Source organism: Pseudophaeobacter sp., from assembly GCF_039971195.1.
Classification (GTDB): domain Bacteria; phylum Pseudomonadota; class Alphaproteobacteria; order Rhodobacterales; family Rhodobacteraceae; genus Pseudophaeobacter.
On sequence record NZ_JBDWPJ010000155.1, the window covers coordinates 1 to 21,028 of the forward strand.

The window sequence follows — 21,028 nt, forward strand, 5'->3', positions numbered from 1 at the left end:
GAAGAGACCCAGGAGCTGGACGCGGATGGCAATCCCATTGCCTCGGATGATGACGACGACGAGGACGAGCAGGCGAACATGTCGCTGGCCGCGATGGAAGCTGCACTGAAGGACCGCGTCCTGACCACGCTGGAGCGGATCTCGACTGACTTCTCGCAGCTCTCAGAAATGCAGGACAGCCGGATTTCCGCGACCCTGAACGAAGATGGCTCCTTCAGCAAAAAGGATGAGGCCACTTATCAGTCGCTGCGCTCTGAAATCGTTGAGCTGGTGAATGGTCTTCACCTGCACAACAACCGTATCGACGCCCTGATTGACCAGCTTTACGGCATCAACCGTCGCGTCATGCAGATCGACAGTTCGATGGTGAAACTGGCTGACCAGGCCCGTATCAACCGTCGCGAATTTGTCGAAGCCTACCGGGGCCGCGAGCTGGACCCGAACTGGCTGGCGGATATGGGCGAAAAGCCCGGCCGTGGTTGGCAGATGTTTATCGATCGTTCCACCGACAAGGTCGAAGAGCTGCGCGCGGATATGGCCCAGGTTGGCCAGTATGTTGGTCTGGATATCTCTGAATTCCGCCGCATCGTGCAGCAGGTTCAGAAAGGCGAAAAAGAAGCCCGTCAGGCGAAGAAGGAAATGGTTGAAGCCAATCTGCGTCTGGTGATCTCGATTGCCAAGAAATACACCAACCGCGGGTTGCAGTTCCTCGATCTCATTCAGGAAGGCAACATTGGTTTGATGAAGGCGGTGGACAAGTTCGAATACCGCCGAGGCTATAAGTTCTCCACCTATGCAACCTGGTGGATCCGTCAGGCCATCACCCGCTCCATTGCCGACCAGGCCCGCACCATCCGTATTCCGGTCCATATGATCGAGACCATCAACAAGCTGGTCCGCACCGGCCGCCAGATGCTGCACGAGATTGGCCGCGAGCCAACTCCGGAAGAACTGGCAGAAAAGCTGCAGATGCCTTTGGAGAAGGTTCGCAAGGTGATGAAAATCGCCAAGGAGCCGATCAGCCTTGAGACGCCAATTGGTGACGAGGAAGACAGCCAGCTGGGTGATTTCATCGAGGACAAGAATGCCGTGCTGCCGCTGGACAGCGCCATTCAGGAAAACCTCAAGGAAACCACCACCCGGGTTCTGGCCTCGCTCACACCGCGCGAAGAACGGGTTCTGCGGATGCGTTTTGGCATCGGTATGAACACCGACCATACGCTGGAAGAAGTCGGCCAACAGTTCTCGGTGACGCGGGAACGAATTCGCCAGATCGAGGCTAAGGCGCTCAGGAAACTGAAGCACCCCAGTCGAAGCCGCAAGTTGCGCAGCTTCCTGGATCAGTAGTAAGAAAAGGCGTCCTTCCGGGGCGCCTTTTTTATTTGGAGTGTTGATTTTGCGGTTTTTTCTTTCGGCTCTTTTGTTCACTGTTTCTGCCCTGCCTGCCTTGGCCTGCCCAGCAGGGTCGGAGGTTCTGGTCTCCTGTTCTCTCAAAGGCGGCAGCAAGGCGCTGACCACCTGTTTGCGGGGTGATCAGGTGAGCTATGCCTTTGGCCGCAGCGGTGGCGCGGCCGATCTGGAGCTGCAGCGCAATGTGCGGGAGGTCAACATGGTGCCCTGGCCGGGGATTGGGCGCTCGATCTGGGAAGAGTTTACCTTTGAAAACAAAGGCACGTCCTACACTGTGTATTACAGCCAGGCGCGCAATGCGGGCCCAGAGGCGCCTTTAGACGGCGGCGTTATCGTCGAACAGGGTGGCAAGGAGCTTGCCCATCTGCGCTGCGACGCAGGCAGCGTGCAGAGTTCAGGCTATGGCTTGCCCCTGTTTGAGGCCAAAGAACGCGCAGGGCAGGTCTATTCTCTGGAAACTGGGAGCTGGCAATAAGGTATGGACAAAGCGGCGGGACCAAGGCCGAGTCCGGTGACTGGCGATCTCATCATCTTTGATGGCGAATGTGTGCTGTGCTCACATTTCTTCCAGTTCATGCTACGCCATGACAAGGGCCAGCGCTTCTCCTTTGCCACGGCGCAATCCGAACTTGGTCAGCGGCTCTACCGCGAACGGGGCCTGCCCATGGATGATTTTGAAACCAATCTCGTCTTTGTCGAGGGGCGCTGCTATCAGCGCTTGAATGCCTTTGCCGCCGCGATGCGGGCCTTGCCGGGGCTGTGGTGGATCCTTGGGCTGTGCCGGTTCCTGCCGGGATTTGTCAAAGACCCGCTCTATCACCTGATTGCCCGCAACCGCTATCGCCTCTTTGGGCGGATGGAAACCTGTATGGTGCCGGGGCCTGACATCCGGGCGCGGTTTCTGGATTGGGAACCGGTATTGAGGCACTACCCAGATGAGTGATGCCTTTGGCCGGATCATCGCCGATCAGACGCTTTCGGTGCCTGCCGTGGTCGCACGATTTCATTCCCTTTCAGCGGGTCAGTATCGCGGCATGGCTAGGGTGACCGGAGGCAATCTCTTGGCGCGGATCCTGATGCGCCTGGCGGGGTTCCCACCTCCGGGGCGCGAGGTTGGTTTTGAGATTAGGATCCAGCCTCAGGACGATGGGCAGATTTGGTCGCGCCGGTTTGGCCGCAACACAACCACGTCCCATCTGAGCTATGATGAGGTTCAGGGCTGCGCGGTGGAGCGTTTTGGCCCCATTGAAATTGACCTGCGCTTGCGGATGCAGAAAGAGGCTTTGTGGGTCGACGTGATCGGCGCGCGTCTGTTTGGCAGGCCCCTGCCACGGATCTTGACGCCGGTCTCCACTGCGCGTGAATTCGAAACCGCTGATGGATGGTTTGGCTTTGATATCTCCGCAAGTCTGCCCCTGATCGGTTTACTGATCCGATACCGGGGCCGCTTTGAGGTGCCGGAGCGCCGTTAACCATTGCTTAAGGTGATCCCTTGCTGAGGCCCCACCCCGGCCGGTAGGGTGATCAGACCTGTCTCGCTGCCATATGAGACCAAGCTGCCTTTTGGGGGACCGATGTCTGCAAATCAAAAACTGACCACGGCGCTGGCTGCCCTGCATGACCAGTTGCAAACGCTGCAAAACCTGACCGAGGCCAATGAATTCATGGTCACCGCCCTAAAAGAGCAGGGCGATGCTTTGAAAGCGATGGATGCAGAGCCTGCGCGCGAAATGCTGCGCCAGCAAGCGCGGGCGCAGTTCAGCGAAGAGCAGGGTAGGACACCGGATGCAGATATCTTGAACATTCTGGAGCAAAGTCTGGGCACCGGGCTTGGCGCTGAAATCATTCCCTTCCCACTGGCTGCCAAACCACGGGGCTAAACATCGGTGGACTGCAGGATGCCAAGGCATCCGGCTTGAACCACTGGGTCACGACGCTGTGATTTTCTTGTTGCTGTTCCCCTTGGAACCTCCTGGCCCTAGGCCTATGTAGGAGGAGACAAGGAGACGGATCTGATGAAGACGACATTGATTGCATGGGGCTTGATTGCGGCCTTAATTACCCCGGTTAGCGCTGAAGCCTTCACAACGCCGCGGGGCGTGCGGGTTAATCCTGTCAATGACCTGATTTTTGAAGTAATCCCCAAGTCATCCGGCTCCTATGGCGATTTCTGGTGTGGGGCTTCCCAATATGCACGCCGCGAAAAAGGCGCTGGTTGGCGGGATCGTATCTATGTGGTTCAGGGGCGTGCGCAAAGCGTGACCACGGGGCGGAAATCTGCAGTGCAGTTTACTCTGTCTCCGACCCAGGTTGGCGTTGCGCCTCCACCTCAGGGCTGGCTAGCCCTGGGTATCAAGCCCGGAGATAGCATGTCTATCCAGCAGGCCCATTCCTACTGCAACCAGTTCCCAGTGCGTTACGAACAGTGAACGTCTGAGGAGGGCTGGATCGGGCCATGGGTCTGAGTTCTGAGTATAGAGGCCGGTAGCGGGATGCTCCCTTTGGGTTTTGCTTAAACACAGTTGCGTGTTGCACATTTCCGTGACTGGAGTTGCGCAGCAGGTCGCCTATCGTAAAGGGATGCGTGCACGAGGCGCGCGTAAGGCTCGAATGGATAGGTGTGTTATGGATAAGTTCTCTTCTACGGTTCTAGCGCTCAGCGCTGCATGTATTGTTTTTGCAACCAGCGTCAGTGCCTTTACGTCCCGTGATGGCAGTCGCGTAAATCCGGTTTCCCAGGGCGTATTCGAAGTGATCCCCCGTGCCGGCGGTTTGGGGAGAAACTACTGGTGCGCCGCAGGAGACTATGCCCATAGGGCGCTCAAAGCCTCGTGGAATGCTCCCGTGTTTATCTCTCGTGGCCGTGGTCCGAGTGAAACGACGAACCGGCGTTCTGCTGTGCAGTTCACCCTGGAATCATCTCGCGCCGGCTCTCCTAGTACCGGGTCATTTGGCAGCGTCAATTCGCTGGCGGTAGGCGACAATATGACGGTCCAGAATGCGTTCAACTTCTGCAACATGTTGCCAGCCGGTTTCTAGGGTTTGAAAATTGGTGATTTACCCTGATCCTGCTAAAGTGCTCAGGTCTGAAATGGTGCTTGTTTAGGAAAAGGGGCTGGTTTGATGCAATGGAATATATTTCAGGAAAAAGGGCTGAGGACGGCCCTGCATGGGGCGGTATTGACCCTCTTTATCAGTTTTCCAGTTGGTGCGCAGGCTTGGTGGGCCTGGAACCGACATGAGGTTTTCCAAGTCTCTAGCGATGTCTGGGAGGTTGTCAATGAGGTCGGCTCCGGCGCGCAGGACTATTGGTGCGGCATTGGTGATTTTGCTCTGCGCCAGCTGCGCACTCAGGCAACCCAGCGCATCTACATTTGGCAGGGGATTGGTCCCTCGGTGAACCGGCCAGGCCGCAAGTCAGTCCAGTTTTCGCTGACACCGCCGCCGGGCGTGGATACGACACCGCGCCTTTCCCTCAGTGTTAAGGCCGTTGGTGATAACCTGAACGCGGCAACAGCACGCAATTATTGCTATGACCGGATCGAAGAATTGCTGTACCCGTTCAACTGATAGGAAGGACGGGGCGACCACAGCGGTTGGCTGTACCTGTCTATTCTTTTGATGAGCATCTACGGACCTGAGGCGCTGTGCAAAATCAATTTGGGATCTCTACCCGCGGACCCGGGCTCTATGAGTTTACCCGGCAGGTGCAGGACTGGCTTTTGCGCGAGGGCCGCAGCTCTGGGCTGCTCACTCTGTTTGTACGGCATACCTCCTGTTCCTTGTTGATCCAGGAAAATGCCGACCCCGAGGTGCAGGAGGATTTGCAGGCCTTCTTTTCCCGTCTGGTGCCGCGTTCAGATGATCCTGCGATGCGCTACCTCCGTCATACCTATGAAGGCCCGGATGATATGCCCGCACATATCAAATCCGCTATGCTGCCGGTGAGCCTGTCTATTCCCATCACTGGCGGCGCACTAGGATTGGGGACCTGGCAAGGGATCTACCTGTTTGAGCATCGCGACGCGCCGCATCGCCGTCAGGTATTGGCGCATTTCAGCAGCTAAGCCGCTTGATCTTGCGGTCGAATTTCCCCTCTACCCAATTCCTAGCGGCTGCCCTATAGTTGTGGATAACTGTGCAGATCGACGCACAAATGACAGGTATTGGGATAAGGGGATCGGCAAATGCGCTGTCCGTTTTGCGGGAATATCGACACTCAAGTCAAAGACTCACGTCCCGCCGAGGATCACGTTTCGATCCGTCGGCGTCGTTTTTGTCCGGCCTGTGGGGGGCGTTTCACCACTTACGAACGGGTGCAGCTGCGCGACCTTGTGGTGGTGAAAACCAATGGCAAACGCGAAGATTTTGACCGCGATAAACTGGAACGTTCGATCCGGATTTCGATGCAGAAACGCCCGATTGATCCAGAGCGGATTGATCAGATGATCTCGGGCATCGTGCGGCGGTTGGAAAGCATGGGGGAGACGGATATTTCCTCCAGCAAAATCGGTGAAATCGTGATGGAAGCCCTGGCCCGGATTGATACCGTGGCCTATGTGCGTTTTGCCAGCGTGTATAAAAACTTTCAGGCGGCAGATGATTTTGAGGACTTTGTCCACGAGCTGCGCCCGGATGCGCCTGGCGAAGAGTAGCGGCGCTACCCCTTGCCAAATGAGGTGACGGGGGCAGGTTCTGCCCTAGAACTAAGACCTACCCGCGCCCGGATTGGCATAGGCCTGATCCGGGCGCGCCTGTGAAAATAGATTGGCGGGCTTAACGTGACGGATACGGATACTCGGTTTATGGGCCTGGCGTTGTCGCTTGGACGGCGTGGTCAGGGCAACTGCTGGCCCAACCCGGCAGTGGGCTGTGTGCTGGTGCGCGAGGGGCGTATTGTTGGGCGTGGCTGGACCCAGCCGGGCGGCCGCCCCCATGCCGAGGTGATGGCGCTGGCGCAGGCCGGGGATCAGGCACGTGGTGCCACCGCCTATGTCACCCTCGAGCCCTGCTCGCATCATGGCAAAACGCCGCCCTGTGCTCAGGCGCTGATCGAAGCGGGGATTGCCCGCATGGTGGCCGCCATTGGCGACAGCGATCCGCGGGTGTCCGGCCGAGGCTTCGAGATGCTGCGCCAGGCGGGTATCGAGGTCACCGTGGGCGTTTTAGCAGAAGAGGCGGCGCGCGATCATGCCGGGTTCTTTTTCAAGACCGAACAGGGGCGGCCACTGGTGACGCTAAAAATGGCCAGCAGTTTTGATGGTCGCATCGCCACCGGATCGGGCCAAAGCAAATGGATCACTGGCCCCGAGGCACGCCGCCGTGTGCATGCGATGCGGGCCCGTCATGATGCGGTCATGGTGGGCGGCGGCACGGCGCGGGCGGATGATCCATCTTTGACAGTGCGTGACCTTGGCGTCAGCCAGCAGCCGGTGAGGGTGGTGATTTCACGCCATCTCGACCTGCCGCTGCTGAGCCAGCTGGCGACCACTGCGGCAGAGGTGCCGCTCTGGCTTTGTCATGGGCAGGGCGCAGATATTGAACGCAAACAGGCCTGGGAGGGGCTGGGCGCGCGCCTGCTGCCCTGTGCCAGCCGCGGCGTGCAGCTGGATCCGCATGATATTCTGCAGCAGCTGGGCAAGGCGGGGCTAACACGGGTGTTCTGCGAAGGCGGCAGCGCGCTGGCGGCTTCTTTGCTGGCCTTTGACCTGGTGGATGAGCTGATCGGGTTTACCGCAGGTCTGGGCATTGGGGCCGAAGGCTTGCCCTCGATTGGTGCCCTTGGTCTGCACAGCCTGGAGGCGGCCAACCGGTTCGAGCTGATCGAGACTGCCCCCGTGGGTGGCGATGTGATGCACCGCTGGCGACGGGCAGGTGAGGCGGGCTAGGATGGGGGTCCTCTAGCCGCGGCGCCACAGATGGGCATAGGTGGCAAAGGTGCCTTGCAGTTTTGCCAAGCTGCGGTTGCCAAATCCGGGAGAAGGCATCTCGCCTGAAATCAACCGCTCCACCACCACTTCTGGCGGGCAGGGCTGCCGGGTGATGGGATCAAAATAGCGTGGATAATCAATCAGCACCGCATGGGCGAGTCCCTGCAGGCTGGGACGGGCACTGCGCCAGGGTGGCGGCGTGCGTTTGTCCGTTGTGAGACCCCATCCGGCATAAAACGGCAACCCCAGCGTGGTGACCTTGACGCCGCGCAACAGCGCCTCAAAGCCCAAAAGCGAGGTCATGGTCCAAACCTCCTGCACCATGTCCAACAGCGCCATGGGGTCACAGTTGCTGGCCACAACATCGGCAAGACCCTCCGGCACGGTTTGGCCTGACAGCCCGCCGGGGCGTAGCCCTGCCTCGACATCGGGGTGGGGTTTGTAGATGATCACCGCCTTGGGGTTGGCCCTGCGGGCGGCACGTAACAATGCCAAGTTGGTGTTGATCTGCCCACATCCGGCCTTGATCGAGGCATCGTCTTCGACCTGACCGGGCACCAGAATACGGTGCCCTGTAGGTAAATCCGGTACCCCGCCCGTCAGATTGTATTTGGACAGGCTGTGACGGATCAGCTGTTGGATCAGCGCCTCTGCCCGCAGTTCTTCGGCAGGGCCGAGATCAGCGCGCTCAGTGATCAGATCGTCCAGATCCGAAGGCTGACGCGGGTCGTAGTAAATCCCTTGACGATCCAGTACCAAGGACATCGGTGGCACCAGCTCTGCCCCCAGCCCGCGTGACCGCAGGAAGCCATCCTCAACACGGGTGGCGCCTGCATGGATCTGTGGGCCGGCTTTGCCCGCCCAGACCATCCAGTTGCGGCCGCTCTTGCGGGCCTCTTTCGGGTCTTCGGTGAACTGCAGTTTGCGGCTCTGGCCAAAGAAACCCTGCAGGGGTTTGCGCTTCCACAGACGCATGCCCGAGGCGACCCAGCCAGCCCGATCCTGCCGCCAGGCGCGGGTGCGGGCTTCCAGGATATCGATCACCCGCTCCAACTGGCACAGCTGATCACTGTAGGGATCATACCAAGTCGGGTAGAGGAACATCACCGCCGAAAACAGCTGTGAACGGGTCAAATTACGCTGGCGTCTGGCTACTGGGTCTTCGTCATGGGTCAGCCCCCAGCCAGCATAGAAGGGCTGGCCGAAGACGCGCGGCTTATGCCCGGCCAGGATCGCCTCAAACCCAAGCTGAGAAGAGACCGTATAGACGGCAATGGCTCCCTCCAGCAGTCCCCAGGGGCAGACCGCATCGCTAAACATCTCGATCCGGCCCTGTGCGTCCTTGTCGGCGAAATGCCCGGGGCGGTGGCCTGCGTGGGTTTCTGGATGGGTCTTGATCAGGATGCGGGCACCTGGGTGCTCCTCTTGGGCAAAGACCAGCATCTCGCAGAACCGAGCACGGTTGGCTTTGGAGGCGATTACCGAGGCGTCGCCTTGCAACTGATCCACCACCAGCACATAGCCGGGATCGGGCAGGGGGGCGCTGGGAGAAAAGGCACTGTATTTGCTTAGATGCGCGTCCTGCAAACGGCCGATGGCATTGCGGGCTCGGCGCATCATATGGCTGTCATCCAAGGGGTGATTGGCTAGAATCTCTTCCAGATCAGAGGGCTGGGAAGGGTCAAAATGTACCGCCTTGCGATCCAGCAACAGCCCCAAGGGGGGCTCTCCATCGCGTCCGGGGTGGATTGAGCGCAAAAAGGCGTCTTCGATCCGCAGCAGATCCGTGCCGCGTTTTGCCGCCACGGACCGACCCCGGTGGGCAGTGGGGGAGTTGCCCCAGATGCCGACCAGATCTCCCTGTTTTGGCAGACCAAGGCGTACATTGTAACCTGCCAGCCCGAGGATGCGACGTAGCCGGGGCTGGGTGATAAAACCACCGTTGTAAACAAAAAGCCGGGAGCCTTGGCCCCCGGCTTTGGAATTGGCATTTGCGCCACTCATGCCATCAGCTGCCAAAGAGCGTCTGAACATTGGCAAGCGGCGTCAGCGGGCTGGCCAGTAGCGAAATAGTCTTGGTCCACTGTGCATAGGGGGCTTCGGTGACATAGAGCGTATCCTCGTCGCGCACCACAAAATCCCTTGCAACAAACAGCCCGTTGGGCTGGGTGAGGTTCAGCACATAGACCATGCGCTGGGCCCCAACCAAATCGTCACGCCCCAGAACCTGATTGGCAATCTCGGCTGGTTCATTGCGGAAGACAAAGACGCCGGTGGGGTCTGAGCTGGTAGAGATCAAGCCGCCAACCTGGGCGATGGCTTCCAAGGCCGAAAGGTCCTGGCTCTCAAAAGGCACCCGCGCCTGGGCATTGGTCGCGCCAAGCGCAGTAAAGGAGCGGCTGTCGGCCTCGACCAGAATGCGGTCACCGCCACGCAGGGCGATGTCCAGCTCGGGGTGGTTGAACAGATCCTGGAACCAGATCTTGCCCTGTTGTTCGCCGCGGATCACGGTGACCTGGGCAATCTCGGGTTCAATAGCCACACCGCCGGCCCGCGCCAGCATGGTAGAGAGCGTACGGGTCGGGCGCTCAATCGCATAGACGCCCTGGCCACCGATGGCCCCGGTCAGGCTGACAGTTGACCCATCACCGGCAATGCGGCGCACCTGCACCTGCGGGTCCGGGGTCTGATCTTCGAGCTTTTTGGTGATCTCTTCGCGCAGCTGTTCCGGCGTATTGCCCGAGGCCCGCAGGCGCCCGGCATAGGGCACAAAGATATAGCCGGCGCTGTCGACCTGCACTTCTTCGAGCGCAGTGGCATTGCTGGCCTCGTTGGCCAACAGCCCGTCATCGACGTTTTCCCAGATGGTCAGACCCAGCACATCGCCAGGGCGGATGGTATCCGAGGTCAGCCGACCAGCATTGATAAAGCTGTCAGAAAAGCCAAGGGCGGGAACCACGGCAGTGGCCCGGGTGACCCGGTCATTGACCGAGACAATGAAGGCATCGCCTTCCTTTTGCACCGATCCGGCAAAGATTTCGCGCTTGTTGGGGCCAACCTTAGGCAGGCTGCAAGACGCCGCCAGCGTCAATGCAGCGAGAATCGCCACGGGCCGCACCCACGAGAAGGGGACGTTTTTCACTGCTCGGTCTCCTCGACCTATTATTATTCTGCCTCAGTTTTTTGGACAGCCTAACGTGATCTTGGGAGAAAATCCAGTCTGGCGCGCAGATGGCCTTAGCGGACCACGGATAACTGTTGCCGCGGAGCCGCTGTACCATGGCGCAGCGCATCATAGGGATCATGCGGCGACAACATCATATCGACCACATGGCGCAGCAGTTGCCGCCGACCCGAGCGGGAATAAAAACCTCCCGGCACCTGCGAGGTTTCCAGCAGATAGCGACGGTAGTCTTTGTAGGCGCGATTGTCTGGACGGGCAGGTGCGGCAAAGAACTGTGCTAGGGGCTGCGCAGAGGTAAAAGCCTCTTTGTCGTAGACAGCGGCGCCAAAAACCTTGAGCGGAATGCCACGCCATAGGACCTGCTGACCGGCGGTTGAATTCACAGTCACTGCAGTTCGGGACTCGTTCAGTAGTTCCGCCAGCTTGCCGCCACGCACATAGTGTACGCGGTCCTGAATGCCATGGGCACGTGCCAGACGGCGCAGCTCGCGCCTTATGGGGCTGCGCCCGTCCTCCAATGGATGAGCCTTGATCACCAGATGGTGGTGCGGGGGGGCACCCTCAGCAAAGCCAGAAATCACTTCGGCGAGAAAATCCACCATGGTGTCAAAGGGGGAATGCATCTGAAAGGAGCTGTCATGCTCCAGCTGCAAAAGCGCCAGATGATAGGGGAAGCCGCCATTGCGAATGCGGCGAGTGGCGAGGCGACGCTCCAAAGCCTGGGCTGGCATCAGCAGCAACCGTTTGAGGTAGAGCTGAAATTCCCGGGCAACGGGCAGGGCGCGATGGGGTTGGAAGTTGCGGTACTTGCGATTCCAAAACATCACAAACCAATGATACAGCGCGCCATAGAACACATGCTGACGCATATCCCCCCAATGCGAGGGCGGCAGCGGCGCCTCCATATCCGACAGGGCTAGTGCTGTTTGCATCTCCGCAACCGTGGTCTGCATCAGCCGTGAATGGCCGTTGGATCCCTCGCGTTCATAAGTGACCCAATAGGGGCGCAGATAGCCTTCCTCAAACACATGGACCTGAAGCCCCAGCGCCTTGGCTGCTGATACCGCCTGAGCATGGATTGGTCGGGTGTCCCCATAGAGTACAATATCTGTGATCTGCTTTTCCAGGCAGGTTTTTTCAAAGAAATCAGGCCATTCCACTAACTGGCCTTGAAAAGGCAGATAGTGGGAACTGTCGCGCCAGAACGCCTGATCCCCAGCATTAAAACCGACACGCCAGACCGCACAGTTTGCGCTGCGCAGCATCCTGCCCAGGGCGTTGAAAAACGGCCCATGTGGCCCCTGTAGAAACAGGAAAATGCGTTGATCTGAGGCGTTGCTTGGCATCTGACGACGGAACACTTTGCTTTAAGATCTTAACAAACTAACGCCGGACTGGGGCGAAACTATGGCTGGGCTAAGCTGCCCTTACCGCGCAGGCTTGCTTGGGGCAATGAAATACCCACGCCAAGTCCCCCCCTCTCGCACAGCGTCAGTCATCTCTGCCCCAGAGGGACTTGTGAAGCCCAGTCACCTCAGCTACCTCTTGGCCACGATCTATCCTGCCTCAGCTAGACCCTTAGGAGAGCCCCGATGTTCACCGGTATTGTCACAGACATTGGAACCATTGCCCAGCTGGATCAGCAGGGCGATCTGCGCGCCCGCATCACCACCGGTTATGACACCGCAGGCATTGATCTGGGTGCCTCGATTGCCTCAGACGGTGTCTGCCTCACGGTGATTGAACTTGGCGCTGACTGGTACGATGTGCAGATCTCGGCTGAAACCGTATCAAAGACCAATATCGGTGCCTGGGCGCTTGGCAAACGGGTAAACCTCGAACGCGCCCTCAAAGTCGGCGACGAACTGGGTGGTCATATTGTTTCCGGCCATGTCGATGGGGTTGCCGAGGTGGTGACTTTGGAGGACGAAGGCGACAGCACCCGGGTCACCCTGCGCGCGCCGAAACAACTGGCTCGGTTCATTGCCCCCAAGGGGTCGGTGGCCCTGAACGGCACCTCGCTGACGGTGAACGATGTGTCGGATTGTGATTTTGGCATCAACTTCATCCCCCATACCAAAGAGGTCACCACTTGGGGCGAGGTCAAACTGGGCGATAAGGTCAACTTGGAGATCGACACCCTGGCGCGCTACGTCGCACGGCTTCACGAAGCAGGCTAACCGCTCCCCCCCCCCTCAAATAAACTGTGCTTCCCAGGCATCATCTTTCCAAAAATATTCCGGGGTGAGGCCGCAAGGCCGAGGGGCAGCGCCCCTCTCACCCCGCCCCTCACCAATTCTCGTGGCTACCACATATCGCCAACGGTATAGCCTTCAGGAAAGGGATCGCTGGGATCCAGCGTGTAAGAGGCCAGCCCATAGATCCAGCCCTGCCCGGACAGGCTGGGGACAATGGCCGGATAGGCCCCCACCGCGGTGGTCCTCAGAATGCGCCCGGTAAAGCAGGTCCCAAGCGGGCCAGCATTGACATAGTCCTCGCCAATACCCAGCAGACCGCGCGCATGCAGAACCGCCATCTTAGCGCAGGTGCCAGTGCCACAGGGGGAGCGATCCAGGATGCCGCTGGCATCTTCGGGGCGGGTGGGATCAAACTCTCCGGTAGAGATGGTGATGGCACCCCGCCCATGGGTGCCGGGAGCCAGGGGCGGCGCCCAAAGATTGGTGATGGTGGGGCCGGTGATCTCTGGGTTCTCGGGATGGGCCACCGGCAGCTGTTCGGCGCTGGCATGGCGAATGGCCTCGCTGATGCGAACAATTTCGGCCCCATTCTCGGCGCTGGGCTCCAGGCCAATGGTCTCGCCATTGATCAAAACAAAGAACATGCCACCCCAGGCCACATCGACCTTGATCGTGCCCAGACCGGCGACTTCAACCGGGGTGTCCAGATGCAGGGCAAAGGCCGGAACATTTTCAAACTGCACCCGGGTCACCTTACCATCCCGGCAGTCCGCCCGCACCTTGATGAGGCCCGCCGGCGCCTCCAGCGTCAGCTCTGTTACCGGTTCCACCATGCGCACAATGCCTGTTTCCAAAAGCACAGTGACGACGCAGATGGTATTGGAGCCTGACATTGGCGGGTATTCCGTCTGCTCAAAAATGATAAACCCGGCATCGGCCTCCGGATGGCAGGGCGGCACAATGGCATTGCCGCACAGGCCCGGGTTGCCGCGCGGCTCGCGCAGCATCTGTAGGCGGATATCATCATGATTTTGCGCCATATCCTGCATCTTTTCAAAGACGCTTGCGCCCCTGAGTAAGGGCATGCCGCCGGTGATGACCCGACCGGGCTCGCCCTCGGCATGGGCGTCAACGGCCTGTAGAATGCGGGATGCGCGCATGGGCTAGCCTTCCGATCTTGTGAATATTGTATCCAATACTGCCTTTCTGCCCGAAGCGATACGCCGCGTCCAGCCATAGCCCTGCCGCTTGTGGGCTGGCCTTTGCTGCAAGGCTGGGCTATTTCGCCCTATATACCCGCCGGGCGATGGGCCCTTGGGGCATGTGTATCGAAAGGCTGTCAGCATGAGCTTTGAAACACCGGGGCCGGTCGAGGCCCGTTTGCGCGCGGCGATCAGCCCGATTGAAGAGATCATCGAAGAGGCCCGGCAGGGGCGGATGTTCATTCTGGTTGATCATGAGGACCGCGAAAACGAAGGCGATCTTGTGATCCCGGCGCAGAGCGCCGATGCGGTCGCGATCAATTTTATGGCCACACATGGCCGCGGGCTGATCTGCCTGACCCTGCCGGCCGAACGTATCGAAGAACTTGGGCTGCCGATGATGGCAATGCACAATTCATCGCGTCATGAAACCGCCTTTACCGTCTCGATCGAGGCCCGCGAAGGCGTCACTACCGGCATTTCCGCCGCTGACCGGGCGCTCACCGTGGCCACTGCCATTGATCCCGAAAAGACCGCGGCAGATATTGCCACGCCGGGCCATGTTTTCCCACTGCGCGCGCGCCGGGGCGGGGTGCTGGTGCGGGCCGGTCATACTGAGGCAGGCTGCGATGTGGCGCGTTTGGCGGGGCATTATCCCTCGTCGGTGATCTGCGAGATCATGAACGAAGATGGCAGCATGGCACGGCTACCGGATCTGGTGGACTATGCTGAAAAACACGAACTCAAGATCGGCACCATTTCCGATTTGATCACCTACCGGTCGCGCAATGACAATCTGGTGGTTGAAACCAGCCGCAGCAATGTCACCTCCGAATTTGGCGGTGACTGGGAGATGCGGATCTTTACCGACCAGACCCACGGGGTTGAACATGTGGTGCTGATCAAGGGCAACATCACCTTTGGCGGCCCGGTTCTGACACGCACCCATGCCCTGCACGAAGCCTCTGATATTCTGGGTCTTGGCCCCAAGCCGGTGCGCGAATTGCCCCGTGCCATGGAGCTGATCGCCGAAGAAGGCCGTGGTGTTGTCTGCCTTTTCCGGGAACCACGCCATTCGCTCTACGCGCCCGAAGATGAAGGCCCCCGCACTATCAAACAGACCGGGCTGGGCGCGCAGATCCTGTCCAAGCTGGGCATTGTCGAGCTGGAACTCTTGACGGATTCCCCTGCCACCACCTATCTCGGCCTCGATGCCTATGGGCTCAGCATCGTTGGCACCCGCCCCATTCTGAAGGAATCCTGATATGGCTGGACAGGAACAGCACTACATCATGCCGCGTGCGGAGTTTGACAAACCCGTCAAACTGGCAATCGTGATTTCGCCCTATTACAAGGATATCGCCGACAATATGCTGGCCGGTGCCAAGGCTGAGATCGAGGCCGTGGGTGGCACTTACGAAGTGGTCGAGGTGCCCGGCGCGCTGGAAATCCCAACTGCCATCGCCATTGCAGATCGCAGCTCCAACTTTGACGGTTTTGTTGCGTTGGGCTGCGTCATCCGCGGTGAAACCACCCATTACGACACCGTCTGCAACGACAGCAGCCGCGCCATTCAACTCTTGGGCTTGCAGGGGCTGTGCATTGGCAATGGCATCCTGACGGTGGAAAACCGCAAGCAGGCCGAGGTGCGCGCAGATCCGGCAGATCAGAACAAGGGCGGCGGTGCAGCCGCTGCGGCCTTGCATCTTGTGGCGCTCACGCGTAAGTGGGGCGCCCAGACCAAGGGAGTCGGCTTCAAGGCGCCTTCCGAAGCCATTCAGCTGGCTGGCACAGAAAACGGACCCCGCACAGCATGACCCAATCGGACAGCGCCCCCAAGGGCAATGGTAAAACCCAAATGAAATCCGCCGCCCGGCTTTATGCCGTGCAGGCGCTGTTTCAGATGGAGCATAGCGATCTGACTTTTGACAAGGTGATTGCAGAATTTGAAAACCACCGCTTTGGCGCTGTCTATGAAGACGAGGAAATGGCCGAAGGCGATACCGGTCTGTTCCGCAAACTGCTGAAAGACGCGGTGAATTATCAGGCGCCAATCGACCAGATGACGGACCGAGCACTGGTGGCCAAATGGCCGATTGATCGCATTGATCCAACCCTGCGGGCGCTGTTCCGGGCGGCTGGGGCTGAATTCACCCAGTCCAACACCCCGCCCAAGGTGGTGATCAATGAGTTTGTTGATATCGCGCGTGCTTTCTTTCCCGAGGGTAAGGAATCCAAATTCGTCAATGCGGTGCTCGATCATATGGCCCGCGAGGCAAAGCCCGAAGCCTTCTGAACTAGCGTCTTCGAAACAGTAGCCTTTGAAACGCGGTCTTCGGATCGCGTTTTTTATGTCTGAACGCCAGTTTCTCCCGCGGTCCTAAAAGGTGCGACACTATTCCCCGGGGAATTCCCGCTCTTGCCGCCGCCAAAGGCTGGACCCTGACCGGTGGGGTGCTAAGCTCTTGGGTGAAATGGATGAGGTCGTCATGCCCAAACTGGTCAAACTCTACATCAAGAATGTCATTATCGGATTTGGTATCTCTGCTGGTTTTGTCGCCATGCTGCTCTGGTTCAATGTGATGAACCTCTGGGGGCTGGTCAGCCAGTCTGGCGATGGTCTTCTGGCTGTCTTCCTGCTTTGGTTCATGAATGGCATTGTCTTTGCCGGGGTGCAGTTTGCCTGGGTGATCATGGCCATAGCGCAAAAGGACGATGGCCCGCGTGGCGGCACGCCCGTAGCGCATCGGTTTGAACCGATCCGGGTCAAGGCCGAAGCACAATCCGGTGGTAATGGCTCATTGAACCCACGTCGCTAAAGGTGGGGCAGGGGTCACCCCCTGGCGATCTGCAGTGAACCTGAGATATGAACAAAAAGCCGCGCCCTCAAATTTTGAGAGGCGCGGTTTTCTGGTCCTACCCGCAAGGGCAGAAAGTGTGACGGGACCACCGCAGACGTGCGGTTTTGATTCCCGGGGACCTGTATGTACAGGTGGGCGCCAGGTAAACGGACCAGGGTCCGAACAGAGCCAGCTCCCGTGGAATTGCTTAAGGCCACTGGAATGCTTCCGGACACTGAAGGGGCAGAACCCGCCACATACTGTACCTAAGTTGTGCCGCCTTGGGAAACAAGGGGGAGCCTGCGGTCAGGCGGCAACAGTGGCGTGCAGCGCGGTGCGCAGACTGGCAAAATGTTTGTCCCAGCCTTTGTCCAGGGAGAGGATCATACCAAAGGCTTCTGCTTGTTGTGGCAGCCCTTCGTGCTCCAATGACAGCTGTGTGCCGCCGGGCACTGGGGTCAGGGTCCATTTGACGGTGCTGACGGCTCCCCCCATGGGTTTGATGCAGAAGCTATATTCCAGGTATTCCGGCGCCCGGGCCTGCAGAACTTCGCCCCAGATAATCAGATCACCACTGTCGGCCCCGTGCATTTCCAGCGCCGCTCCGGGTGTGAGTCGGTTTGTTGGCCGGTGAAACCAACTTGTCAAACGCTCCGGATCGGTCAGAAATTCCCAGACCTTTTCCGGGCTGGCCTGCAGATAGATGGTTTTCCTCAAAACAGATTTGGTCATTGGTTGTCCTTTGGATTGGGGGCTTCAATTGCAGCTTTGAGATCACTGAGCCGGTCGTCCCAGAAGCGGTCAAAATACTGCAGCCAGTCAAAAACAGGGCCAAGGCCCTGAGGGTTCAGGCGATTTATCCGCTCACGTCCTTTGGCCTCCACGGTGATCAGCCCGCCGTCTGACAAAACGGTCAGGTGTTTCTTTACCGCAGCGCGGGTCATGTCGAACTGATCGGTCAGTTGGGCGATTGTCTTTTCCTCAGCCGAAAGGATGCGGATGATGTCCCGCCTGGTAGGGTCGGAAAGGGCGCGAAACGCCAGTTGGGTAGGATCACTCATGGCCTCTCTCACTATGTAGTACCGAATGGTATTGTATTTAAGGTACCTTTTGGTATCACGTCAAGGCAAAATGACATTGCACTTTGTTCCCCAATTGTTCACTGTGGACGCATGGTATTGGATCTACAGCCCGGACAAAGACTGGCGCGGGGCGTCTCGCGTCATCTTCGCAGCCTCGGCTTTGCATCATTGGAGGAATTTGTTCCGACCCGTGGCCTGCGGGTGGATGTTTTGGGGCTGGGTCCCAAGGGAGAGCTTTGGGTCATCGAATGCAAATCCAGCCGTGCGGATTTTCAGTCTGACAACAAATGGCAGGGGTATCTGGAGTGGTGCGACCGCTATTTCTGGGCGGTCGACATGAATTTCCCGGTGGAGCTGCTGCCTGAAGGCAGCGGGCTGATCATCGCCGATGATTACGATGCAGAAGTCATCCGCATGGCACCTGAGGACAAGCTGGCGGCGCCGCGGCGTAAAAAGCTGGTTCAGAAGTTTGCCATGGATGCCGCCCGCCGGTTGCAGGTCCTGCGGGATCCGCGCCCCGGCCGGGATGGTCAGCTGTTTGCTGATCCGTCCCAGAGCGGCGAGGGGCTGGTCTAGCCTGCGACGATGCGGGCTGCCTGGGCTGCGGCGCGTAGCTCGTCAGCAATCTCTTCGGCTTCTTCCGGGTCAAAATCCATTGGGATCTCGACACCATCAGCTTCGATGAACAATCGCACCATGCCCTGGTCGGTGGGACCGATCTGCATGTTTGCTTCGATGTCGCGTTCGCTATTGATACCCATTTTGCACTCCTGCCGCAGCGATCTATTGCCGGTTCTTGGTGCTAGCCCGCGAAGGCTTGAAAGGCAAGCAGGCTCTGGGTTTTGATGGGGTATGCCAGATGTTAGTTTGCGCCGATTCGTTCCTTCAGATTGCCAATGGCTGGTGGCGCGCCACCAGGATCTTTATGCGCGGGACGAAGGGTTCGACGACAGTTTTGGCCCCTTGGTGGCCGATATCTTGCAGCAATTCTGTGAGAGCCATGACCCCAGCTGCGAAGAAGGCTGGATTGCTTGCCAGGGGCAAAAACGTCTGGGGTCGATCTTTTGTGTGCGCCACGGGGAAAGTACCGCAAAGCTGCGGCTGTTCTTGCTGACGCCAGAGGCGCGAGGGCAGGGTCTGGGCAAACGTCTGCTGCGTCACTGCATGGACTTTGCCCGCAGCTCCGGCTACCGCGATATGCGGCTCTGGACCCATGAGAGCCACAAGGCCGCCTGCGCGCTTTATGCTGCCTTTGGTTGGCAATTGACGGCCAGCACTCCGGTTCACTCCTTTGGGCGGGATTTGATCGAACAAAGCTGGGAAGTTGTGTTATAAAGCTCTTGCGCTTCGGTTTTCCCTAGGCTAAATCGCCCGCAGTGCCGCCTTAGCTCAGTAGGTTAGAGCGCCTGATTGTGGATCAGGAGGTCCCCCGTTCGAGCCGGGGAGGTGGTACCATCAAATCAATAACTTACAAGTTTTTCAAATTTGTGTCGGATCATTGTCGGATCAAGGTTTCGGCAAATTTGATCCGACTACCCTGAGTTTCTGAGTCGAACTACCTTGTTTGCGCTTTCGGATCTGTGCCGCGAGTAGCGATTTGTAGTCTGAGATTGCAGGTGCTGGGCAGCATCGCGGAGCTCATGTTCACTGACGCCAAGGGATTTTGCCTCGGTAACTGCGCCTGCTCGGATGTCCATCATCATGATCTCTTCCGGCACCTTTGCCAGCTTGCGCATCCGCTTCCATGCCTGGTTCCAACCGCTGGTCGTATAGGGGAGGCCTCCGCTGCGCTTGGCCAGAAGAATAGGTCCCACGGCGTTCTGTGGGCGGATAGCAAGTAGTCGCTCCCGAATCTCGGGAACAGCGGTCAAGTCGAACTCGTATGGCTCTGGCAGCGAGGTTTTCGTTTTCGAGATGAGTTTGGTCATCGTGGTTAGGTTTGGATCAAACATGTCCCAGGTCAAACCATCCTGCCAACGGCGCCCGTTGCGGAGAATACCCCCTTCGTTCTCGTCGGTCCTCAACCACTGCCCTCTGACATCGACGGCGCGCAGCGCAAACTCAAACTGGATCATGATGCCCAGAGCAAAGTGGTCATACCCATTCTCTTCGGCCATATGGACAATCGCATAGACCTGCTCGCGAGTAGGAAAAACTTGGCGCCCTGGGTTTTTCTTAACCTTCACCTCGGCCAGGATACTGGCGGCATCAACTGCAGCGGGGATGGCCAGCGCCTTGCCGTGTCGAGCAACCCGGCGCAGCGTGTTGAAGAAGCGGTGGATGTAATCCAATGACCGCCCCTTTTGCGCCATCGCCAACTGTATCCTTTTGATGCGCTCGTAGGTCATGTCCCGGATGCGGGTATGGCCCAGAACATCCTCTAGTTTCTTCAGTTGCTCCAAATACCCAGCACGAGAATTCGCCTTCACTTCCTGGATGGGGGAAAACTCGTCTGTTTTGTACCGGGCAATCAGGTAGTGCCAGCTCTCTGGGTCCACCTTCGGTTCGTTCTTCTCGTCGTACCACTTGAGTACTTCACGGGTCAGTTCCCGGCACTTGTGAGCCCGGGCCACTTGGTGCTCGTCGTCGGGATTGCCGGGAGGTGGTAGCTTCACGTTTGTGATAGCATAGCTTTCTTGCAGGTATTTCTTGGGACAGCGCCAGACGGCATGTTTTTGCCCTTTGTTCTTACCGCTCCGGCTTATGCCAGGGGCATAGAGCGGGTCGGAACCGTCCCATACGCCCCCTTTGGCATACCCAGGGACTGGGTCAGCGATATTGCGGCCTCTGCAGAAGACCATGCCTATATCGGCGAGCGTTTTGATGCTGCTGTTGGCCTGATCTTCCTGAATGCGCGCTACTATGACCCCGAACTGGGCCTCTTCACCCAACCAGATTGGTTCGAGGTTACTAAACAAGGGGTGGGCACTAATCGCTATGCGTATTCAGGAAATGACCTGATTAACTTCTCTGATCCGGAAGGGAACGACTAAAGCGGGTATTTCGGAGCTCGACCTGCACCCCTTAGAGTCCGCTAATTTAGGTTAGCTCTGTTCAGGTTTTGGTCTTTCTTTGACCGGTTAGCATATTCTGCTGGCGTTCGGCCAGCGAGGCTTGTGTGCGGGCGGTGATGGTTAAAGTCGTTTCGCCAGGATGCGATCAGATTGCGGGCATGCCGCAGG

General features: G+C 58.5%; 28 protein-coding genes and 1 tRNA gene. 20 read left to right on the top strand and 9 right to left on the bottom strand.

The window, feature by feature from the left end; genetic code table 11:
- From rpoD to ribD, 11 genes are all read left to right on the top strand, one after another.
- Positions 1-1,347: RNA polymerase sigma factor RpoD (gene rpoD, locus ABJP42_RS13775; RefSeq protein ID WP_348341288.1), on the top strand; the 1,347-nt coding region annotated here is incomplete at its 5' end.
- 40 nt (positions 1,348-1,387) lie between these two features.
- Positions 1,388-1,885 carry a hypothetical protein gene (locus tag ABJP42_RS13780; protein WP_490363226.1) on the top strand — a complete coding sequence of 166 codons (498 nt, stop codon included), beginning with the start codon at positions 1,388-1,390 and terminating at the stop codon, positions 1,883-1,885.
- A 36-nt stretch (positions 1,886-1,921) separates the two neighbouring features.
- The gene (locus ABJP42_RS13785; protein WP_490363227.1) at positions 1,922-2,353 is read left to right on the top strand and encodes a thiol-disulfide oxidoreductase DCC family protein; all 432 of its coding nucleotides are present in this window, start codon (positions 1,922-1,924) and stop codon (positions 2,351-2,353) included.
- Positions 2,346-2,882: a DUF4166 domain-containing protein gene (locus tag ABJP42_RS13790; RefSeq protein ID WP_348341294.1), complete on the top strand. Its 537-nt coding sequence runs from the start codon at positions 2,346-2,348 to the stop codon at positions 2,880-2,882. The genes ABJP42_RS13785 and ABJP42_RS13790 overlap by 8 nt, the downstream gene beginning before the upstream one ends.
- Before the next feature lie 102 nt (positions 2,883-2,984).
- Positions 2,985-3,290, top strand: a complete 306-nt coding sequence (locus tag ABJP42_RS13795; RefSeq protein ID WP_348341296.1) for a hypothetical protein — start codon at positions 2,985-2,987, stop codon at positions 3,288-3,290.
- Between the two features lie 135 nt (positions 3,291-3,425).
- The gene (locus ABJP42_RS13800) at positions 3,426-3,839 is read left to right on the top strand and encodes a hypothetical protein (protein WP_348341298.1); all 414 of its coding nucleotides are present in this window, start codon (positions 3,426-3,428) and stop codon (positions 3,837-3,839) included.
- A 196-nt stretch (positions 3,840-4,035) separates the two neighbouring features.
- Positions 4,036-4,449, top strand: coding sequence for a hypothetical protein (locus ABJP42_RS13805; protein ID WP_348341300.1), 414 nt, complete (start codon positions 4,036-4,038; stop codon positions 4,447-4,449).
- Between the two features lie 84 nt (positions 4,450-4,533).
- Positions 4,534-4,980, top strand: coding sequence for a hypothetical protein (locus ABJP42_RS13810; RefSeq protein WP_348341302.1), 447 nt, complete (start codon positions 4,534-4,536; stop codon positions 4,978-4,980).
- 77 nt (positions 4,981-5,057) lie between these two features.
- Complete coding sequence (locus tag ABJP42_RS13815) at positions 5,058-5,477, top strand: secondary thiamine-phosphate synthase enzyme YjbQ (RefSeq protein ID WP_348341304.1); 420 nt, start codon at positions 5,058-5,060, stop codon at positions 5,475-5,477.
- Between the two features lie 120 nt (positions 5,478-5,597).
- Positions 5,598-6,065, top strand: coding sequence for a transcriptional regulator NrdR (gene nrdR / locus ABJP42_RS13820; protein ID WP_348341306.1), 468 nt, complete (start codon positions 5,598-5,600; stop codon positions 6,063-6,065).
- A gap of 126 nt (positions 6,066-6,191) precedes the next feature.
- Complete coding sequence (gene ribD, locus ABJP42_RS13825) at positions 6,192-7,298, top strand: bifunctional diaminohydroxyphosphoribosylaminopyrimidine deaminase/5-amino-6-(5-phosphoribosylamino)uracil reductase RibD (RefSeq protein WP_348341308.1); 1,107 nt, start codon at positions 6,192-6,194, stop codon at positions 7,296-7,298.
- A 12-nt stretch (positions 7,299-7,310) separates the two neighbouring features.
- Here ribD and ABJP42_RS13830 read toward each other — a convergent pair whose 3' ends face one another.
- The 3 genes from ABJP42_RS13830 to ABJP42_RS13840 all read right to left on the bottom strand — a co-directional run bounded on the left by ABJP42_RS13830 (position 7,311) and on the right by ABJP42_RS13840 (position 11,870).
- On the bottom strand, positions 7,311-9,344 hold the full coding sequence (locus ABJP42_RS13830) for a capsule polysaccharide biogenesis protein (protein WP_348341309.1): 2,034 nt from the start codon (positions 9,342-9,344) through the stop codon (positions 7,311-7,313).
- 4 nt (positions 9,345-9,348) lie between these two features.
- Positions 9,349-10,482, bottom strand: a complete 1,134-nt coding sequence (locus tag ABJP42_RS13835; RefSeq protein ID WP_348341311.1) for a polysaccharide biosynthesis/export family protein — start codon at positions 10,480-10,482, stop codon at positions 9,349-9,351.
- A gap of 95 nt (positions 10,483-10,577) precedes the next feature.
- Positions 10,578-11,870, bottom strand: a complete 1,293-nt coding sequence (locus ABJP42_RS13840) for a capsule polysaccharide biogenesis protein (protein ID WP_348341313.1) — start codon at positions 11,868-11,870, stop codon at positions 10,578-10,580.
- 246 nt (positions 11,871-12,116) lie between these two features.
- Between ABJP42_RS13840 and ABJP42_RS13845 the strand changes: the two genes are divergently transcribed.
- Positions 12,117-12,704 (top strand): riboflavin synthase, encoded by a 588-nt coding sequence (locus ABJP42_RS13845; protein WP_348341315.1) that lies wholly within the window; start codon positions 12,117-12,119, stop codon positions 12,702-12,704.
- Between the two features lie 125 nt (positions 12,705-12,829).
- Here the strand turns inward: ABJP42_RS13845 and ABJP42_RS13850 are convergent, their stop codons facing one another.
- Positions 12,830-13,882 carry a proline racemase family protein gene (locus ABJP42_RS13850; protein WP_348341317.1) on the bottom strand — a complete coding sequence of 351 codons (1,053 nt, stop codon included), beginning with the start codon at positions 13,880-13,882 and terminating at the stop codon, positions 12,830-12,832.
- Between the two features lie 184 nt (positions 13,883-14,066).
- On the opposite strand from ABJP42_RS13850, the gene ribB reads away from it, so the two are divergent.
- From ribB to ABJP42_RS13870, 4 genes are all read left to right on the top strand, one after another.
- The gene (gene ribB / locus ABJP42_RS13855; RefSeq protein ID WP_348341319.1) at positions 14,067-15,188 is read left to right on the top strand and encodes a 3,4-dihydroxy-2-butanone-4-phosphate synthase; all 1,122 of its coding nucleotides are present in this window, start codon (positions 14,067-14,069) and stop codon (positions 15,186-15,188) included.
- 1 nt (position 15,189) lies between these two features.
- On the top strand, positions 15,190-15,741 hold the full coding sequence (locus ABJP42_RS13860; RefSeq protein ID WP_348341321.1) for a 6,7-dimethyl-8-ribityllumazine synthase: 552 nt from the start codon (positions 15,190-15,192) through the stop codon (positions 15,739-15,741).
- The gene (nusB, locus tag ABJP42_RS13865) at positions 15,738-16,220 is read left to right on the top strand and encodes a transcription antitermination factor NusB (RefSeq protein WP_348341323.1); all 483 of its coding nucleotides are present in this window, start codon (positions 15,738-15,740) and stop codon (positions 16,218-16,220) included. The genes ABJP42_RS13860 and nusB overlap by 4 nt, the downstream gene beginning before the upstream one ends.
- A gap of 193 nt (positions 16,221-16,413) precedes the next feature.
- Entirely contained in the window at positions 16,414-16,743 is a 330-nt protein-coding gene (locus ABJP42_RS13870; RefSeq protein ID WP_348341339.1) for a hypothetical protein, read from the top strand.
- A 327-nt stretch (positions 16,744-17,070) separates the two neighbouring features.
- Here ABJP42_RS13870 and ABJP42_RS13875 read toward each other — a convergent pair whose 3' ends face one another.
- Positions 17,071-17,496, bottom strand: coding sequence for an SRPBCC family protein (locus ABJP42_RS13875; protein ID WP_348341325.1), 426 nt, complete (start codon positions 17,494-17,496; stop codon positions 17,071-17,073).
- Positions 17,493-17,825, bottom strand: a complete 333-nt coding sequence (locus ABJP42_RS13880) for an ArsR/SmtB family transcription factor (protein ID WP_348341327.1) — start codon at positions 17,823-17,825, stop codon at positions 17,493-17,495. The genes ABJP42_RS13875 and ABJP42_RS13880 overlap by 4 nt, the downstream gene beginning before the upstream one ends.
- 111 nt (positions 17,826-17,936) lie before the next feature.
- Between ABJP42_RS13880 and ABJP42_RS13885 the strand changes: the two genes are divergently transcribed.
- On the top strand, positions 17,937-18,422 hold the full coding sequence (locus ABJP42_RS13885; RefSeq protein ID WP_348341329.1) for an MmcB family DNA repair protein: 486 nt from the start codon (positions 17,937-17,939) through the stop codon (positions 18,420-18,422).
- On the opposite strand, the gene ABJP42_RS13890 is transcribed toward ABJP42_RS13885, so the two are convergent.
- Positions 18,419-18,607 carry a DUF6324 family protein gene (locus ABJP42_RS13890; RefSeq protein WP_348341331.1) on the bottom strand — a complete coding sequence of 63 codons (189 nt, stop codon included), beginning with the start codon at positions 18,605-18,607 and terminating at the stop codon, positions 18,419-18,421. The two genes, ABJP42_RS13885 and ABJP42_RS13890, sit on opposite strands and share 4 nt — an antisense overlap.
- Before the next feature lie 91 nt (positions 18,608-18,698).
- On the opposite strand from ABJP42_RS13890, the gene ABJP42_RS13895 reads away from it, so the two are divergent.
- Positions 18,699-19,181: a GNAT family N-acetyltransferase gene (locus tag ABJP42_RS13895; RefSeq protein WP_348341333.1), complete on the top strand. Its 483-nt coding sequence runs from the start codon at positions 18,699-18,701 to the stop codon at positions 19,179-19,181.
- 43 nt (positions 19,182-19,224) lie between these two features.
- A tRNA-His gene (locus tag ABJP42_RS13900) sits at positions 19,225-19,301 on the top strand.
- A 77-nt stretch (positions 19,302-19,378) separates the two neighbouring features.
- Here ABJP42_RS13900 and ABJP42_RS13905 read toward each other — a convergent pair.
- A complete protein-coding gene (locus ABJP42_RS13905) occupies positions 19,379-20,461 on the bottom strand; it encodes a recombinase (RefSeq protein WP_348341335.1) in 1,083 nt (360 codons plus the stop codon).
- 54 nt (positions 20,462-20,515) lie between these two features.
- On the opposite strand from ABJP42_RS13905, the gene ABJP42_RS13910 reads away from it, so the two are divergent.
- Positions 20,516-20,839 carry an RHS repeat-associated core domain-containing protein gene (locus ABJP42_RS13910; protein WP_348341337.1) on the top strand — a complete coding sequence of 108 codons (324 nt, stop codon included), beginning with the start codon at positions 20,516-20,518 and terminating at the stop codon, positions 20,837-20,839.
- 41 nt (positions 20,840-20,880) lie between these two features.
- On the opposite strand, the gene ABJP42_RS13915 is transcribed toward ABJP42_RS13910, so the two are convergent.
- On the bottom strand, positions 20,881-21,028 hold a 148-nt coding region (locus ABJP42_RS13915; protein WP_348341341.1), incomplete at its 5' end, for an integrase core domain-containing protein.